General features: G+C 51.9%; 15 protein-coding genes. All 15 read right to left on the bottom strand.

All coding sequences use genetic code 11. The features are described from left to right. Positions 1-18 precede the first annotated feature (18 nt). The 15 genes from hisG to plsY all read right to left on the bottom strand — a co-directional run bounded on the left by hisG (position 19) and on the right by plsY (position 16,374). Positions 19-651, bottom strand: coding sequence for an ATP phosphoribosyltransferase (hisG, locus tag BT142_RS09215; protein ID WP_072417905.1), 633 nt, complete (start codon positions 649-651; stop codon positions 19-21). An 11-nt stretch (positions 652-662) separates the two neighbouring features. Further along, entirely contained in the window at positions 663-1,859 is a 1,197-nt protein-coding gene (gene hisZ, locus BT142_RS09220) for an ATP phosphoribosyltransferase regulatory subunit (RefSeq protein WP_072417906.1), read from the bottom strand. Positions 1,860-2,066: 207 nt separating this feature from the next. After that, positions 2,067-2,483, bottom strand: coding sequence for a hypothetical protein (locus BT142_RS09225; RefSeq protein WP_072417907.1), 417 nt, complete (start codon positions 2,481-2,483; stop codon positions 2,067-2,069). Positions 2,484-2,492: 9 nt separating this feature from the next. Next, positions 2,493-6,971 (bottom strand): PolC-type DNA polymerase III, encoded by a 4,479-nt coding sequence (locus BT142_RS09230; RefSeq protein ID WP_072417908.1) that lies wholly within the window; start codon positions 6,969-6,971, stop codon positions 2,493-2,495. A gap of 12 nt (positions 6,972-6,983) precedes the next feature. Next, positions 6,984-8,030: a flavodoxin-dependent (E)-4-hydroxy-3-methylbut-2-enyl-diphosphate synthase gene (ispG, locus tag BT142_RS09235; RefSeq protein ID WP_072417991.1), complete on the bottom strand. Its 1,047-nt coding sequence runs from the start codon at positions 8,028-8,030 to the stop codon at positions 6,984-6,986. 32 nt (positions 8,031-8,062) lie between these two features. Then, on the bottom strand, positions 8,063-9,136 hold the full coding sequence (locus tag BT142_RS09240; protein WP_072417909.1) for a M50 family metallopeptidase: 1,074 nt from the start codon (positions 9,134-9,136) through the stop codon (positions 8,063-8,065). Positions 9,137-9,162: 26 nt separating this feature from the next. Further along, positions 9,163-10,308 carry a 1-deoxy-D-xylulose-5-phosphate reductoisomerase gene (locus BT142_RS09245; protein ID WP_092983143.1) on the bottom strand — a complete coding sequence of 382 codons (1,146 nt, stop codon included), beginning with the start codon at positions 10,306-10,308 and terminating at the stop codon, positions 9,163-9,165. Positions 10,309-10,324: 16 nt separating this feature from the next. Then, positions 10,325-10,639, bottom strand: a complete 315-nt coding sequence (locus BT142_RS09250) for a TfoX/Sxy family protein (RefSeq protein WP_072417910.1) — start codon at positions 10,637-10,639, stop codon at positions 10,325-10,327. Between the two features lie 63 nt (positions 10,640-10,702). After that, a complete protein-coding gene (locus tag BT142_RS09255; RefSeq protein ID WP_072417911.1) occupies positions 10,703-11,542 on the bottom strand; it encodes a phosphatidate cytidylyltransferase in 840 nt (279 codons plus the stop codon). Positions 11,543-11,568: 26 nt separating this feature from the next. Beyond that, positions 11,569-12,318, bottom strand: coding sequence for an isoprenyl transferase (locus tag BT142_RS09260; protein WP_072417912.1), 750 nt, complete (start codon positions 12,316-12,318; stop codon positions 11,569-11,571). Positions 12,319-12,339: 21 nt separating this feature from the next. After that, positions 12,340-12,894: a ribosome recycling factor gene (frr, locus tag BT142_RS09265; protein ID WP_072417913.1), complete on the bottom strand. Its 555-nt coding sequence runs from the start codon at positions 12,892-12,894 to the stop codon at positions 12,340-12,342. A 40-nt stretch (positions 12,895-12,934) separates the two neighbouring features. Then, complete coding sequence (gene pyrH, locus BT142_RS09270; RefSeq protein WP_072417914.1) at positions 12,935-13,639, bottom strand: UMP kinase; 705 nt, start codon at positions 13,637-13,639, stop codon at positions 12,935-12,937. Positions 13,640-13,796: 157 nt separating this feature from the next. Continuing rightward, positions 13,797-14,801: an NAD(P)H-dependent glycerol-3-phosphate dehydrogenase gene (locus BT142_RS09275; protein WP_072417915.1), complete on the bottom strand. Its 1,005-nt coding sequence runs from the start codon at positions 14,799-14,801 to the stop codon at positions 13,797-13,799. A gap of 391 nt (positions 14,802-15,192) precedes the next feature. Continuing rightward, a complete protein-coding gene (locus BT142_RS09280) occupies positions 15,193-15,645 on the bottom strand; it encodes a hypothetical protein (RefSeq protein ID WP_139182210.1) in 453 nt (150 codons plus the stop codon). A gap of 12 nt (positions 15,646-15,657) precedes the next feature. Continuing rightward, the gene (gene plsY / locus BT142_RS09285) at positions 15,658-16,374 is read right to left on the bottom strand and encodes a glycerol-3-phosphate 1-O-acyltransferase PlsY (protein ID WP_347497650.1); all 717 of its coding nucleotides are present in this window, start codon (positions 16,372-16,374) and stop codon (positions 15,658-15,660) included. Between the last annotated feature and the right edge of the window lie 5 nt (positions 16,375-16,379).

The following is a 16,379-nucleotide window of genomic DNA, read 5'->3' on the forward strand; positions in this document are numbered from 1 at the left end:
TACTATTCCTTTCGTAAATTACAGGTTCGCCTGAACCTTAGCCACGAACTCCTCTATCTCCTGCTGTCTCAGCTTCATGCTTACCATGTTTACGATAAGACGTGCCGAGATGGGGCAGATGTCCTCAATGACTTCGAGTCCGTTCTCTTTCAGGGTAGTTCCAGTCTCAACGATATCCACGATACCGTCCGACAGCTCCAGCAGCGGAGCAAGCTCAACCGAACCCTCGATCTTGACGATCTCAACGTCCATGCCCTTCTTGCTCTCGAAGAAGCTGCGTGCGATGTTCGGGTACTTAGTGGCGATGGTCTTTACGTTGTAGCCGCCGTAGAACTTCGAGCCCTTCTTGGTCGCCAGCGCGAATTTGCAGCGTCCGAAGCCCAGGTCTACCATCTCGAAGAACTTGCCCTGCATCTCCATGATGGTGTCCTTGCCCACAACGCCGATGTCGCAGACGCCGTGTTCAACATATGTGATAACGTCGTTCGCCTTTGCGAGCACCACCTCGATATTTCCGTCGGGTATCGGCAGTATCAGCTTTCTGCCCTTCTCGCGGACTGCTGTGCAGTCGTAGCCTATCTTCTCGAAAAGTCCCACGGTATCCTTTTCGAGTCTGCCCTTTGTGAGGGCTATCCTTAACGGTTTATTCATGTTCATTTACCTCATACTTCAATGTGCGTGATCTCGTCGCCTACGATAAAGATCTTATGTATGCCCTTATCCGCGGCATTTTTCTTGGTGTCCTCAAGGTTCGAGAACAGGCTGTTCTCAACGGTCATTCCCTCACGGACAAGGGTCTGCGCGTAAGCCAGCGCCTCAACAACGTGACCCTTTTCGCCGTAGATCATGCAGTCGGGAGTTTTGGGAGTAGGTGCTTCGCCGAGCTTGCAGATGTAAGTCGCGATAGCGTCGCAGTTCACACCGAAACCGACCGCAGGGCACTCTCTGCCGAACTCGCTGAGCAGTCCGTCGTAACGTCCGCCCTTGAGAATACTGTCGCCGATACCTGTGAGATAACCCTTGAACACGATGCCCGTGTAGTAATCGGTATGACGAACGATGCCGAGGTCAACTATTATCTTGTCCTTGTAACCGAGGGACGCAAGTCTCTCATAGACTACCTTTACATTGTCGAGGATGGACTTGATCTTCTCATCGGTGTAAAGTGCCGCAGCCTTTTCAAACACGTCCTCGCCGCCGAAAAGACCCGGCAGCTTTTTGAGGGTATCGGTGATCTCGTTATCGGCGATACCGTCCAGCAGGTCGTTGAGCGCGGGATAGTTCTTCGCGTTGATGAGAAGTCTTATCTCTTCCTCAGTGCGGCTGTCGATGTTCAGCTTACGGACAAGCTCCTTGAAGTAGCCGATATGACCTATCTCCAGACGGAAATCCTTGCCCCAGCAGGAGAGTGCGTCAACCGCGATGCAGAGCGCTTCGTAATCGGCGCGTTTTGTGTTTTCGCCGCCGATAAGCTCGATGCCCGCCTGCATGATCTCGTTGCTTCTGCCTTTGAGCAGTGCATGGTTCTCGAACACCAGCTGATCGTAGTAAAGTCTCAGCGGAAGATCCTCGTCCTTCAGACGGGTCGATGCAAGTCTTGCTATCGGCACGGTGTTGTCGGGTCTGAGTATCACGAGCCTGTTTTTGGCATCAGTCAGCTTAAAAAGGCTCTCCTGTCTGAACGTTCTCGATGTTCCGTGGAACAGCTCATAGAATTCCATTCCCGGGGTAACTACCTCGCTGTAGCCAAAGCTCCTGAACAGTGCAGTCAGCTTATTCTCGACCGTGCGTCTTGCAAGGCACTCTTCAAACAGCAGGTCTCTCGTACCCTCGGGGGTGATAAGATCATATCTTCTCATTGTATTTCCCTTCCACTTCATTATAGTAAAGTATTAGCATGGTAGCAAATGATATATTATATTTTAACATAGTACAGCATACTTGTCAAGTTGAACCATGAATTTTCTATAACCTCACAGTAAATTTAGCATGAATGCCCTGTGAGAATTTAGACAAATCAAGGTATCAAATTTAGTACGATACGCACAAATAACACGGTCGGCGCATCAGACAAGTTCGCTCGCGATTACCGCAATCAGCAGCACTATGCACACTGCCATCACCAGAACAAGGAAGTACTTCCCTGCCCGTGTCGGCATATCCTCTTTCAGGCGGACGTCAGAATCGCCGATGACCACGATTTCAACTTCGTCGTTCTCGTTGATGCACCGCGAAGACCGCCTGTCGCTCGAAAGCGCCACAGACCTCAGAACGTTATCCCTGTCGGTAAAATCGACAAGGAAAACATATCTTGTGACCGTCGGACTTCTCTCTGAGAGCTTTTCTTTATAAACGCTTTTCGACGTAACGACGGCTTTTGTGCGATAACCGTTCTTTTTGAAGCTGCTGATCGTCCTGTCATAAAAATACACGCCGAAGCCACATAGCGCGATCACGATCAGCAGCACTATTGCAGCACTCATGTCTCGTACTCAGAAATCAAACAGCGAGACCTGATCCGAATCGGGCAGGTCTCCGAACGCGCCGTTGTTTTTCAGCACTTCGATGACTGATTTGCCGACGCCGCTCTGCTGCTGGAAATCCTCGATAGAGGTAAAATCTCCGCCCTGCGCCTTTTCATAAAGGGTCTGAGCCGCCGCACCGCCGACACCGCTTATCGCGATGAACGGCAGTCTGAGCTTTCCGTCCTCTATCTGATAGATGAATGCGTGTGATTTGTAGATATTTACGGGCAGGAACTCCAGTCCCCTGAGCTCCATCTCCAACACAAGCATCAGCGTGTCGATAACGCCGTCGGTCTTTGCCGTGCGCTCGTCCTTCGGGAGATTTTTCAGACGGAGTATCTCATCCTTGACCATGTGTACGCCCTTGACTGCGGTCGCCGCATCGAAATCCTCACCTCGTACCGTAAAGATCGAAGCGTAGAATACCAGCGGCTGATGCACCTTGAACCAGCACAGCTTTATCGCCGACGTTACGTACGCCGCCGCGTGAGCCTTCGGGAACATATACTTGATCTTCAGACAGCTCTCGATGTACCACTCGGGAACGTTGTGGTCGCGCATATCCTGCTTCATTTCCTCAGTCAGCAGCTTCGGAGCGTTACCCTTTCGGGTGATCTCCATGATCTTGAATGACAGCGATGGATCGAGGTCGTGATATATCAGATAGGTCATGATACTGTCACGCGTTCCGATAACCTCGGATATCGTGCAGGTGCCGTTTTTGATGAGTTCCTGCGCGTTTCCGAGCCATACGTCGGTACCGTGAGAAAGTCCCGATATCTGCAAAAGGTCGGAGAAATTCTTCGGTTTCGCTTCGAGAAGCATTCCGCAGACGAAGTTCGTACCCATCTCGGGGATGCCGAGAGTTCCCGTTTTCCACATCAGGTCTTCCTCGGTGACGCCCAGCGCTTCGGGAGAAGTGAACAGGCTGTATACCGCAGGGTCGGACATGGGGATCTCGGTGATGAGCAGTCCCGAGAATTCTTCAAGGTACTTGTATATCGTCGGCACATCGTGACCCAGCTCGTCGAGCTTGAGTATCGTGTCGTGCAGCGAATGGAAATCAAAGTGAGTGGTTATAACGTCCGCATCGTCCTTTTCGGCAGGATGCTGAACAGGCGTGAAGTCATAGACCTCGTAATCGCCCGGGATAACTACCATTCCTCCGGGGTGCTGACCCGTCGTGCGCTTGACATCTACACAGCCGTTCGCAAGGCGCTGCATCTCGGGCTGAGACGCCGACCTGCCGCGCTCTTCCAGATACTTTTTCACGTAGCCGAAGGCGGTCTTTTCCTGAACACCCGAGATAGTTCCCGCCTTGAAAACGTGGTCCTTACCGAAGAGTTCTTCTGTGTAGCGGTGGGACTGCGACTGGAAGTCGCCCGAGAAGTTCAGGTCGATATCAGGCGCTTTATCGCCGTGGAATCCGAGGAACGTCTCGAAGGGGATGTCGTGACCGTCACGCAGCATATCCGTGCCGCATTCGGGGCAGTTCTTCGGCGGCAGGTCGAATCCCGAACCTACCGAACCGTCCTCGATGAACTCACTGTGGCGGCATTTCGGGCAGACATAGTGCGGCATCAGAGGATTAACTTCGGAGATGCCCGACATCGAAGCAACGAAGGACGAACCAACCGAACCTCGCGAACCTACCTGATAGCCGTGCTGTACCGAGTTGTATACCAGCTTCTGGGCGATCATGTACAGAACCGCGAAACCGTGCTTTATGATGGATTCGAGCTCACGGTCGAGACGCTTGTACACGATCTCTGGGATGTGTTCTTTGTAGTAGTCGGCAACGTGAACGTCGTCCCCCTCGGGAACGGTGATCTCATCGGGTTCACAGTCGCCGTAGACCGAACAGCACTTTCTCCAGCAGATATCCTGAAGCTCACGCACCGCACCGGGGATGAAAGGCGTGTATGTGCCGTCGGGGAAGGCTTTGAGTCCAGGCTCCACAAGGTCTGCGATAGCGTTCGTATTCTTCACGACGACCTCGTAAGCCTTTTCCTCGCCGAGATAGCTCAGTTCCCTGAGCATCTGATCGGTGGGCTTGAAGTAGAGGGGGCACTGCTTGTCCGCATCCTCGAAGCCCTTTGAAGCCATTATTATCGCACGGTATTGCAGGTCACCGGGTTCCATAACGTGAACGTCTCCCGTAGCACATACAGGCAGACCCATCTCGTCGCCGAGACGCACGATAAAGCGGTTGATATTGCGAAGATCCTCTTCGGTGTTAATACGGTCATACGGCTCCTTTTCGGAAAGCAGCATGAAACGGTTGTTGTCCTCGGGCTGTATCTCAAGGTAGTCGTAGAAGGAGGCTATCTGCCTGATGTCCTCGATATTCTCGCCGCGGAGATATGCCTGTATCAGCTCACCCGCTTCGCAGGCAGACGCTACGATCAGACCCTCGCGGTTCTTGACCAGCTCCGACTTCGGGATACGCGGACGGCGTTTGTAGTATTTCAGGTTCGAGTCGGAAATGAGCCTGTAAAGGTTTTTCAGACCCGTGTTGTTCTTGACAAGTATGATCTGGTGATATGTTTTCGCCGTCTGCACGTTTTCGGTGTCGGCAAACAGAGAGTTGAGCATATCGGCAGTGATGACCATATACGGATACTGCTCCATGACCATCTCGGCCAGCTTGACGTAGATGCCCGAAAGCACCTCGGCATCGTCGCAGGCGCGGTGATGGTTGAAATCGCCCAGCCCGAAATGCTCGGCAACGTTGTTGAGCTTGTGGTGCGGCAGCTCGGGCAGCTGCTTCTGCGACCAGAGCACGGTATCGACCTGCGAGAACGGGAACTCTATGCCTGTTCTCTTCGAGGTCTCCCTGATGAAACCGCAGTCGAAGTTGGCGTTATGTGCGATGAGCAGCGGCTTGTCTCCGCAGAATTCCTTGAACTTCGCAAGAGCTTCCGCCTCCTCGGCAGCACCTTTCAGCATATCGTCGGTGATATGGGTAAGCTCGGTGATGAACTCCGAAAGCTCACGCTTCGGATCGACGAACATCGAGAATCTGTCGATCACCTGCAAGCCTTTCACCTTGACCGCTCCTATCTCGATGATGCGGTCGTTTACGGGATTTGTGCCCGTAGTTTCAAGGTCGAAAACTATCACCTCATCGGTAAGACGGGTGTGTTCCCAGCCCTTGTATATCTTAATGTCGTTATTGACCTCGTAAGCCTCGATACCGAGCAGCAGCTTGAAATCGCCGCCCTCTTTCTTGATGCCCTTTGCGGCACCAACAGCGTCGGGGAATCCCTGAACAACGCCATGATCGGTAATGGCGAGAGCCTTGTGACCCCACTTGAACGCCCTCTTTACCAGTGCGCTCGGAGCTGCAAGCGCATCCATCGCAGACATATTGGTATGGCAGTGGAGCTCGACGCGCTTTTCGCCCTCGTAGGTATCCTTGCGCTCGTTCTTCTTGACCTTCATGATGCTGTCGGGGATGAAGTAGAAATTGTGGTCGTAATTATCCTCTTCTATCTTGCCCGCTGCCATGATGACAGCTCCCTTTTTCAGCTCGCCGAGTATCTGCTCAAGCTGAGCCTTTTGCAGGGAATTCCTGCCCTTCTTCGCAAAGCCGAGCATTTTTATCGCAAAGGAAGAAGTGAAGTCGGTAAAGAACAGTGTCGCGATGAGCATTCCGTTCTTGGTCTCCCGCGAATCTACCGCGAAAACCTCGCCCCATACGACAACTCTTCCCTGAGTCTCGGAAGAAAGCTCTTCCATCGGAGAGATCCTGCTATCGGGCATTATCGGGCCGCCGAGCAGTACGGTAGCATTCTCCGCGTCGATAGGCAGGTCACCGAAGTTCACGCTGATATTTCTGAATTGCAGCGGTTCGGCAGCTGCCGCGCCGCCCTTAGCCTGAGGAGCAGGCTTGTTCTGTACGGGCATGGGGTTGTTTATCGGCAGTGTCTTTAAGAACTTCTCCTGCTCGCTCTCAAACGCCTGAGGGTCAAGGTTCAGCACGCCGTCGAGCTTGATGCTGACGTTTACCGAGAACAGTTCCCTGACAACTGCGGGGAAAGCGTTTGCGATACCTGCTTTTTTGAGCACATCGCCGCCGCCGTGTTTCAGCCCGACATTGAACTCTGTCCCCGAAAAAGTAACATCCGCGTCATCGAAAAAGCCGTTGACAACGGGGAAAGTCTTTCTGAGGAAGCAGGTCAGGTCGCCGAAATACTCCGCACAGAGCATATCGGGCGTGTATCTGAGCTTCAGGACGCAGTCGTTCAGCCCGATATTCTTGCGCATCTCGCGCTCGAAAGCCGAGACTGCGCCGTAAGGAACCAGCTTCGGACACCTGACAGTGAGCTCAAGCACACGCATATCCTCATCATATAACAGCTTCAGCAGCTGCGATTCGGCAAGCTCATCAGAAACAGCCTGACCAAAGCCTTCCAAAAATTCCTTTAGTGTACATTCTCTCATCTGATCCCTCCGTCAGAGCTTGTCTATCTCTGCGAGCATTTTTTCGAGCGCTTCCTCCTCGCTCACCTTGTAAAGCTGTTTGCCGTGAGCGAAAAGCACGGCGCATCCGTCGCCGCCCGCGATACCGATATCCGCTTCTCCCGCTTCACCGATACCGTTGACAACGCATCCCATCACCGCTACGGTGATGTCTTTATTGCAGTCTTTAAGTGCATTTTCCACCTTGTTCGCAAGTGCGATAAGGTCTATCTTAGTTCTTCCGCAGGTGGGGCATGACACTATCTTCACGCCGCTCCCCCTGCCTGCCGCTTTAAGGATGTCCTTTGCGGCATATATCTCGCGGACAGGGTCAGCCGTCAGCGAAACGCGGATAGTCTCGCCGATGCCGTCAAGAAGCAGAGAACCGATGCCCATCGAGGACTTTATCAGTCCCATGCGCTCCGTACCCGCTTCGGTCACGCCGAGATGCAGAGGGTAGTCATACTTCCCTGCCAGTATGCGGTAAGCGTCCACCATAGTCTTGACGTTCGAGGATTTGATGGAGATGACGATGTCCTCAAATCCGCATTTTTCAAGTATCTCAACGTGACGCGACGCACTCTCGACAAGCGCTTCGGGAGTCGGAGAACCATACTTCGCCAGCAGGTCTTTTTCAAGCGAACCGCCGTTCACGCCGATGCGTATCGGGATATTTCGCTTCTGACAGGCTTCGACGACCGCCTTCACCTTGTCCTCGCTTCCGATGTTTCCCGGATTGATGCGTATCTTGTCGATACCTGCATCCGCACAGGCAAGCGCTATCCTGTAGTCAAAATGGATGTCCGCAACGATAGGCACATCCACAGCCTTTTTGAGCGCACCGACCAGCGGCACCGCATTCATATCGGGGACAGCTGCCCTGATTATCTCGCAGCCTGCGGCTTCAAGTTCCTTTGCCTGTTTTACGCTTCCTTCGATGTCATGCGCTTCGACATTGAGCATCGACTGGATATATATTTTTTTGCCGTCAAGCGTCAGACCGCCGACTTTTACGGGTCTGACGTTCCTGTTTGTATTCATGGTCATGATCTCTCCCTTTCTATGCAAAAGCCTTAGTGGAACAGCTTTGTGATGTCGCTGACGGTCACCACAAGCATCAGCAGCAGAAGCAGAGCCATGCCGACAAGATGTACGGCACTCTCATACTTCGGGTCTACAGGCTTGCGCCTTACAAGCTCGATGAGCAGGAAAATCAGTCTGCCGCCGTCAAGTGCAGGCAGCGGAAGAAGATTGAAAAGTCCGATGTTAATGGAGATAAAACCGCCGAGTGTCAGCATATTGTAGCTGAGACCGCGCCAGTCGATACCTGTTTTTTCGTTGGTCTGGGAATCTATAACTTCGTCTATCTGCTGTACGATGCCCACTGGACCCGACAGGTCGTTGAGGGAATATTTGCCCCTCACCATATCGAACAGCGAGATATAGATAAGTCTGCCGTAGGTCAGCTCCGAGCGGAACGCTTCCGATGTGACGGTAATAGGATTCAGCTTGATCGGCTTCACCATAAAGTCGATGACAAGATGCTTTTTGTCGCTGCCGTTCTCGTCCTTGTTCATGTCGAAGGTGACGTTTTCAAGATTCATTTTCTTTCCGTCTCGTCTGACGGTCATGTCGAAAACGCCGTCGCTGTCGTTCTGGAACTGGTAAACGATATCCATCGAAGTGAAGATGCGCATACCGTTCACGCTGAGTATCTTGTCGCCCTCTTCAAGACCTGTCTCGTGAGAACGTGCGTTATCATAAAACTTTGAGATGGTCGTCGAGGTTATGGCGTCGCTCATGCAGGTGACTGCCGCCATAAGTATGAACCCGAGGATCAGGTTCATGACGATACCCGCGCTGACGATAGCTATCTTCGGCAGAGGTTTTTTCTTGCCGAAGGCGCGGCTGTCGCTGCTTTCGCCGTCCTCGCCTTCCATAGCGCAGAAACCGCCGATCGGGAAAACCCTCAGCGCGTAGAGCGTCTCGCCCTTCTGCTTCTTGAAGATGGCAGGTCCCATGCCTATGGCGAACTGATTGACCTTAACGCCGCACTTTTTTGCTACCATGAAATGTCCGAGCTCATGGATGACGATGATTCCCTCGAAAATGATGAGTGCAAATATTATACTTAGGATCGTTGTCATAAAATCGTATAGTCTCCTTTGGTCAGTTACCCGCCTATCAGTTCACAGGTCAGTGCGCGGGCTTCGCTGTCAGCTTCAAGAACAGCTTCAAGGCTGTCGCAGGGGCGGTTCCCGACCGTCGAGATAGCGTGCTTCACAAGCTCGCCTATCCTCAGGAAACCGATCTTTCCGTCAAGGAACGCCCTGACCGCGACTTCGTTTGCCGCATTTGCGACAGCGGGCATGATTCCGCCCTCGGTTATCGCGCTTATGCAGGCTGTCAGGCAGTCGAATGTCTCGTAGTCGGGCTTTTCAAAGGTCAGCATACCGTAATCGGTCAGACTGAGCGGCTTTGTCGGGCAATCGAAACGGTCGGGATAGAGCAGCGCGTACTGTATCGGTATTTTCATGTCGGGAACGCCCATCTGCGCGATCACCGAGAAATCCTTATACTGCACTGCCGAATGCACGACGCTCTGACGGTGAACGACCACTTCGATCTGGTCGGGGGTGAGCGCGAACAGGTGCATCGCCTCGATGAATTCCAGACCCTTGTTCATGAGCGTCGCCGAGTCGATGGTGATCTTGCTTCCCATGCTCCAGTTCGGGTGATTGAGAGCCTGTGCGACCGTGACATCGGCAAGCTCCGAGCGCTTTTTCCCGTAGAAAGGGCCGCCCGAAGCCGTAAGTATGATCTTGTCGAGCTGTTCGCGCTTGTTGCCCTGCAAGCACTGGAAGATCGCCGAATGCTCGCTGTCAACGGGATAAATCTTCACGCCCTTTTCGGCAGCCCGTTTCATGACGAGGTCGCCGCCTGCAACGAGCGTTTCCTTATTCGCAAGAGCTATGTCCGTGCCTGCTTCGATAGCCGCCAGAGTCGGTTCAAGACCAACCATGCCCACCACCGAGTTGAGCATCTTATCCACGCCGTCAAGACGCGCGATGGTCTTCAGACCCTCGCCGCCTGTCAGCAGAGTGACCTTGCAGCCTTCAAGCTCCTTTTCGAGCTGCGGCAGTTTTGTCTCATCGTAGATGCAGGCATACTCCGCGCCTGTTTTCTTCACCTGTTCGGCAAGCAGTCCGACATTTGAGTGAGCCGCGAGCGCCTTTATTTTTATGTTATGCTTCTCGGCAACCTCTAATGCCTGAGTTCCTATCGAACCCGTTGAGCCGAGTATCGTAATTGTCTGCATGATTATCTCCTGTATGTCATTTTCTTTTTTTGCGTTCGGGCACTTCATCGGCAACGGCATTCACAAGCTCGCTGAGAAAAGCCCTGTCGTCCATCTCCTTCACAAGGAGCATCTCCTTCGCACCCTCATATGGAAGCTCAGATTTTGCATCGGGCATCAGCCGTTTTGCCGACGGAGTGGGTTTTATCAGGAATCTGTTGTCGTAGATCCCGCCGATTACCTTTCCTCGGCAGTAGATGATATATTCGCCCATCATAGCACGATGGGAAATTTCGCCTGCTTCGGACAGCTGTTCGAGTACAAACCCGAGGTATTCACTGCTTGATGCCATCTGAAATGACCTCCTATATAAAGCACTAAAAAGGCTTCATGCGTACATAAAGCCTTTTGTTGTTTATTTTGTCACGAGCAGACCACAGCTGAACATCCAGTACATGAACGGAGTTACCGTCAGAACGCTGTCAAATCTGTCCATGATACCGCCGTGACCTGGCATTATCCTGCCGTAATCCTTTATCCCTGCCTGACGCTTTATCACCGATGCGCCCAGGTCGCCCACAAGTCCTATCAGCGAGCAAAGCATTCCTGCGATAAACACCGCGATAAGGTTCACATGGACATCCTTGTTGATGAGAGCCCCGTAGACACCTGCGATAGCCAGCAGGAACACGCCGTTGCAGACCGTTCCGCCTATGAGACCCTCAACGGTCTTTTTCGGGCTGATGACGGGACACAGCTTGTGCTTGCCGAAGAACGTACCTGCGAAGTACGCGCCCGAATCCGCCAGCCATGCGCCTGCAAGCGTCAGCACGATAGCGAACACGCCGAACTTCGGGAAATCCATCGGCATACGCTGCAAGCAGGCGAACGAATATGTCACGCCCAGCGTCAGTCCCAGAAATGTGAATGGTATCGAGTAATTATAGTTGTCATGATTCTTGAGGTACAGCAGCAGAAGCGCCATCACTGCGAAGAACCCGAACAGCCCCGTATTGAGACAATCGAGCACGCCCTGTCTGTGTACCATGCCAATCATGATGTCAAGAGCCGAATAACCGAAGCACACACAGCATTCGGGCATATACTTTACCAGCCCCATAGCCTTGAACAGCTCATAAAGCGCACCTACCGAAAGCCCAGCGAGAACTAAGTCAAGCACAGGCGTATTCGCAAGTATCAATACGACTATCGCGATAACAAGAGCTACGAGAGCCGATATTATCCTTGTTTTCATCTAACTAATCATTCCTTTTAAAGCTCTTAAACAGAACCGAACCTGCGGTTTCTGTCGCTGTATGCGATGACCGCTTTTTCAAGGTCAGCAGGTTTGAAATCAGGCCAGAGTATATTGGTGAAGTAATACTCGGCATACGCCGCCTGCCAGATCATGAAATTGGAGAGTCTCTGTTCGCCGCTGGGACGGATTATAAGGTCAACATCGGGAGCGATGTCGCCGTCCATCTCAGCTGTATAGAGCCTGTTGTTTATCGCCTGCTCGTCGATATCCTCGGGCGAGATCTTTCCTGCCCTGACATCCTCTGCGAGCCTGCGTGCCGCGTGAACGATCTCGTCCCTGCCGCCGTAGTTTATCGCAATAAGAAGAGTCATGGCGGAGAAATCTCTCGAATCCTCCTCAACGCTCTTCATCTTCTGCTGCAACACGGGTCTGAGCATCGAACGGTCGCCGATGAAGCAGATGCGGATATTCTCTTCGATAAAGTCGCGCACCTCATCGAGGTACTTCTCGAAAAGATCCATCAGAGCTTCGACCTCGTCGGCAGGTCTGCGCCAGTTCTCCGTCGAGAACGCATACACAGTGAAGTATTTCACGCCGAGTTTTTTCGCGTGCCTTGTTATGGTACGGAAAGTCTGAGCGCCTTCTCTGTGACCGAGCTTTCTCGGCAGTCCGCGCTTTTTCGCCCATCTGCCGTTGCCGTCCATGATTACGCCGATATGGACAGGAACGTTCGTTCCCTCGGGCAGAAGAGGCTTATTATCTTTAAAAGCCATTATTTACGTGATTCCTTTCGGTCAGATGGAGAGGATCTCCTTCTCCTTTTCTGCAACGTAATCGTCGATCTCCTTAACGCTCTTGTCGGTGATCTTCTGGATCTTCTCCTCGCCCTGCTTCTGATCGTCCTCGGTGATATCGCCGTTTTTCTTCATAGCCTTGATCTTATCGATAGCGTCACGTCTGATGGAACGAACGGAGACCTTGCAGTCCTCGCCCATCTTCTTGATCTCCTTAACGATCTCCTTACGTCTGTCCTCGGTGAGCTGCGGGAAGATAAGGCGGAGCACCTGACCGTCGTTCTGGGGGTTGATGCCCACGTCGGAAGCCTGAATAGCCTTCTCGATCATCTTGAGGGTGGACTTATCCCAGGGAGTGATAACGAGTATTCTCGCCTCGCTTACGGAAACAGCAGCAACCTGCGAGATCGGAGTGGGAGCACCGTAGTAGTCGATCTTGACCTTGTCGAGAACGGCAGGGTTAGCTCTGCCTGCTCTGATAGCTGCGAAATCGTCGAGCAGATGGTTGATGGACTTCTTCATTTTAGTCTTGGCGGTATCGATAATGGTATTCATATAGTTTATCCTTCTTTCTGATATATTATTCGGGCAGTGTTTATTTTACGATAGTTCCGACATTCTCGCCCATGCAGGCATCAAAGATATTGTCGGGACGTGCGATATCAAATACAAGGATCGGCAGATTGTTATCCTTGCACATAGCAGCAGCAGTGGAATCCATGACCTTGAGGTCCTTTGCGAGAACGTCTGCAAAAGTGAGTTCGTCGTACTTCACAGCGTCGTCGAACTTGTGAGGATCCTTGTCGTAAACGCCGTCTACCATCGTAGCCTTGAAAATGATGTCGGCTTCGATCTCGGCTGCTCTGAGTGCGGCGGCAGTATCGGTCGAGAAGAAGGGGTTGCCTGTTCCGCAGCCGAAGATGACTACTCTGCCCTTTTCAAAGTGGCGCTCAGCCTTATTGCGGATATACGGCTCAGCGACCTGGGGCATGGAGATAGCGGTCTGAACTCTTACTTCGATGCCGCAGTGCTCCATACCGTCAGCAACGGCAAGTGCATTCATCGCGGTAGCGAGCATACCGATATGGTCGGCTCTTGTTCTGTCCATAGCGCCGCTGGATCTGCCTCTCCAGAAGTTTCCTCCGCCTACGACGATGCCGACCTGAACGCCTGCATCTACGCACTTCTTGACAGACTGTGCGAGCACATTGATGATGTCGTAGTCAAGACCGGTCTTTTTCTCACCTGCGAGGGCTTCACCGCTGAGCTTCAGAAGTATTCTCTTGTATTTGGGTTCCATAAATCAAACACACTCCTTAACATTTAACATTACACAAGTTTCATAAAACATCTTCTTATAAATTATACAATATTTTCCCTCGATTGTAAAGGGCTTTTCAGAATTTTCCCGAAAATTTCATGAAAAAAGCAGACCTGCATAACAGGTCTGCCGATAATCATCCGAGGAATTCCTTTTCGGTCTCGTTTTTCGACGGTCTGCCCATGAGTGCCCTGATGGAATCAGAGGCAGCTCTTCCCTCGAACAGGATGGAATAGAGCTGTTCGGTGATAGGCATCTCGACGCCGAGCTTTCTCGAAAGCTCGTAAGCATTTCTGGTACAGCCGTAGCCCTCAACAGTGCCTACGCGCTCAACTGCTTCGTCGGGGGAAACGCCCTGACCGATGAGTATGCCTGCGCGTCTGTTGCGGCTGTGCATCGAGCAGCAGGTAACGATAAGGTCGCCGATACCGCTGAGTCCCGCAAAAGTTGCGGGGTCAGCGCCCATAGCTTCGCCGACAGCGGCTATCTCGCGGATGCCTCTGGTCATAAGCGCAGCCTTGGTGTTGTCGCCGAGTCCGAGACCGTCGCATACACCTGCCGCAAGGGCGATAACATTCTTGAGCGAACCGCCCAGCTCACAGCCAAGCACGTCGGTGTTGGAATAGATGCGGAAATTCGCGCTGGTGAGCGTCTGCTGAACATACCTCGACACCTCGATGTCATCGGAAGCAACGGTGACGGTCGTCGGGATACCTCTTGCAAGCTCCTCAGCGTGGGAAGGTCCTGTCAGGATAGCCACGCGGTTGTTCGGCATACTCTCCTTGGTGACCACGCTCATGGTTTTTAGGGTGCCGTTCTCCAGACCCTTTGCGGTGTTCACAACGACCGATTCGGGATCGATGAACTGAACAGCTTCCTCGCACACACTGCGGCAGAAAGCAGTAGGGATGCCAAGGATAACGAGCTCCTTGCCCTTTGCATCGGAGATGTCGGTGGTGAGCTTTACAGACTTAGGCACTTTGCACCCGGGGAGCTTTGCCTTGAGTTCTCCTGTACGCTCGATCGCTTCGATCTCGTCACGGAATTTCGACCACACAGTAACATCATGCCCTGCATTCGCACACATGATCGCGATAGACAGTCCGAAGCCGCCCGAACCTAAAATGATGATCTTTGCCATAATTGATACTCCTCCGTTCGTGTTATATTTCTCTTTTTTACAGAAAGTGTTCCTGCACTAAATCAGAATTTGCGGGGGTTTAGTGCGGGTCTTCCCCCAAACCCCCTCACTAAAACTTTTGATACTTTTTGGCTTGTGGGTATTTCTTCATTAATTTGTGCAGGTCAGAAAGATTATGATTCTTCTGCTATATAGCTTGCCCCTTGCCAAAAAGACGTTCATGAGTGCAAAAAGCGGCGAGAGTCTATCTTACCGAACACATCTATCTGACGACATATTAAAAGTCTTTGGAATGGGGGCCGCCTTAGCTACGCACGGCAAGGGGAGAACCTTTCTTCAGAAAGGTTTCCCCCGGTTAAACCTCAGCCCAGAACACAAACCCCGAATATCATTACTTATAGTAGCCAAGGTTTTCGGCCAGTTCTCTGATCTGTTTTTTCGATTCTTTAGGGCCGTAGACCTGAAGAAAAGTATTATTGATACGGACAAACAAAGTGTAATTAGGGTCTGAGTCGTATTCGTAGATGACATAGTTTGCCTTGTGCTCTTCGTTCGTCAGCGTTATGCCCGACAGCATCAGCTCGATCATCTTATCGGCAGCTTCCTGATCCTCACCGTAATCAAAGAAAAAGATAGTCCAGTCATTATTCATCACTCCGCCGAAAGAGCTGAAATCCTGCGTCGAATTGACGGCGAAAGTCTTTTCGTTATAATAATCATTCTGTACAAGATAATCCTTGATCTCATCGACCGATCTTGCACGAAGTGTCTCTTCCGAACAGCCGCACATAACAGCTCCGATCACAAGAGCCAGAACAATACTAATGATCCTTTTGTAAACCATAACGTACCTCATTCAGTTTTCCTCAGACTGTTCGGCTTTCTTTTTCTGTCCGATCTTATTTTCGGTGCCTGCACGAAGGCGCTCGATGTTCGGTTTGTGCATATACACGATCATGAAGCCTATTACCGCCGCTACAAGGAAATTCGCGATGTGCCCAGGGAACTTATCCGCGTTGATGCTCTGATAGATAAGCGTGAACACGGGGTATGTTATCGCCGCACAGATCGAACCGACAGAAACGTATTTTGTGATGCCGATCAGCAGGAAAAATACCGCAAGCGAAACGGCGCAGGTCAGAGGATCCATTGCGATAAGCGTTGTCGCCGCAAGCAGCACTCCCTTGCCGCCGTGGAAACCGTAGTACAGCGGGAACATATGCCCGATTATCGTGAACAGACCCGCGATATAGCCGATGAATATCTGGTCACCGCCGAAAAAGGTCACGCCCACAAGATTCGTAACGATAAGCCTTGCCGCAACGACTGCAAGAACGCCCTTGAACAGGTCGCCCAGCAGCGTCACGATGCCGAGACCCTTGCCGTAGACGCGGATAACATTGGTCAGACCTGCGTTTCCGCTTCCCTTTTCGCGGATGTCTTCACCTTTCAACACCCGAACCGCGATTATCGCCGAGTTCAGACTGCCACATAAATACGAAAGTAATGCTGTTATTATCAAACACAGAGCATACTTCATGTCAACTTCAATCCTCCAATAATTGCTTTTCATTGCTG

It is taken from the genome of Ruminococcus sp. YE71, from assembly GCF_900119155.1.
GTDB lineage: Bacteria > Bacillota > Clostridia > Oscillospirales > Ruminococcaceae > YE71.

What these genes read in the sequence shown, in the direction of transcription:
- hisG (WP_072417905.1), bottom strand. Translation starts at nt 651, where the DNA reads ATGAATAAACCGTTAAGGATAGCCCTCACAAAGGGCAGACTCGAAAAG.
- hisZ (WP_072417906.1), bottom strand. Translation starts at nt 1,859, where the DNA reads ATGAGAAGATATGATCTTATCACCCCCGAGGGTACGAGAGACCTGCTG.
- BT142_RS09225 (WP_072417907.1), bottom strand. Translation starts at nt 2,483, where the DNA reads ATGAGTGCTGCAATAGTGCTGCTGATCGTGATCGCGCTATGTGGCTTC.
- BT142_RS09230 (WP_072417908.1), bottom strand. Translation starts at nt 6,971, where the DNA reads ATGAGAGAATGTACACTAAAGGAATTTTTGGAAGGCTTTGGTCAGGCT.
- ispG (WP_072417991.1), bottom strand. Translation starts at nt 8,030, where the DNA reads ATGAATACAAACAGGAACGTCAGACCCGTAAAAGTCGGCGGTCTGACG.
- BT142_RS09240 (WP_072417909.1), bottom strand. Translation starts at nt 9,136, where the DNA reads ATGACAACGATCCTAAGTATAATATTTGCACTCATCATTTTCGAGGGA.
- BT142_RS09245 (WP_092983143.1), bottom strand. Translation starts at nt 10,308, where the DNA reads ATGCAGACAATTACGATACTCGGCTCAACGGGTTCGATAGGAACTCAG.
- BT142_RS09250 (WP_072417910.1), bottom strand. Translation starts at nt 10,639, where the DNA reads ATGGCATCAAGCAGTGAATACCTCGGGTTTGTACTCGAACAGCTGTCC.
- BT142_RS09255 (WP_072417911.1), bottom strand. Translation starts at nt 11,542, where the DNA reads ATGAAAACAAGGATAATATCGGCTCTCGTAGCTCTTGTTATCGCGATA.
- BT142_RS09260 (WP_072417912.1), bottom strand. Translation starts at nt 12,318, where the DNA reads ATGGCTTTTAAAGATAATAAGCCTCTTCTGCCCGAGGGAACGAACGTT.
- frr (WP_072417913.1), bottom strand. Translation starts at nt 12,894, where the DNA reads ATGAATACCATTATCGATACCGCCAAGACTAAAATGAAGAAGTCCATC.
- pyrH (WP_072417914.1), bottom strand. Translation starts at nt 13,639, where the DNA reads ATGGAACCCAAATACAAGAGAATACTTCTGAAGCTCAGCGGTGAAGCC.
- BT142_RS09275 (WP_072417915.1), bottom strand. Translation starts at nt 14,801, where the DNA reads ATGGCAAAGATCATCATTTTAGGTTCGGGCGGCTTCGGACTGTCTATC.
- BT142_RS09280 (WP_139182210.1), bottom strand. Translation starts at nt 15,645, where the DNA reads ATGGTTTACAAAAGGATCATTAGTATTGTTCTGGCTCTTGTGATCGGA.
- plsY (WP_347497650.1), bottom strand. Translation starts at nt 16,374, where the DNA reads ATGAAAAGCAATTATTGGAGGATTGAAGTTGACATGAAGTATGCTCTG.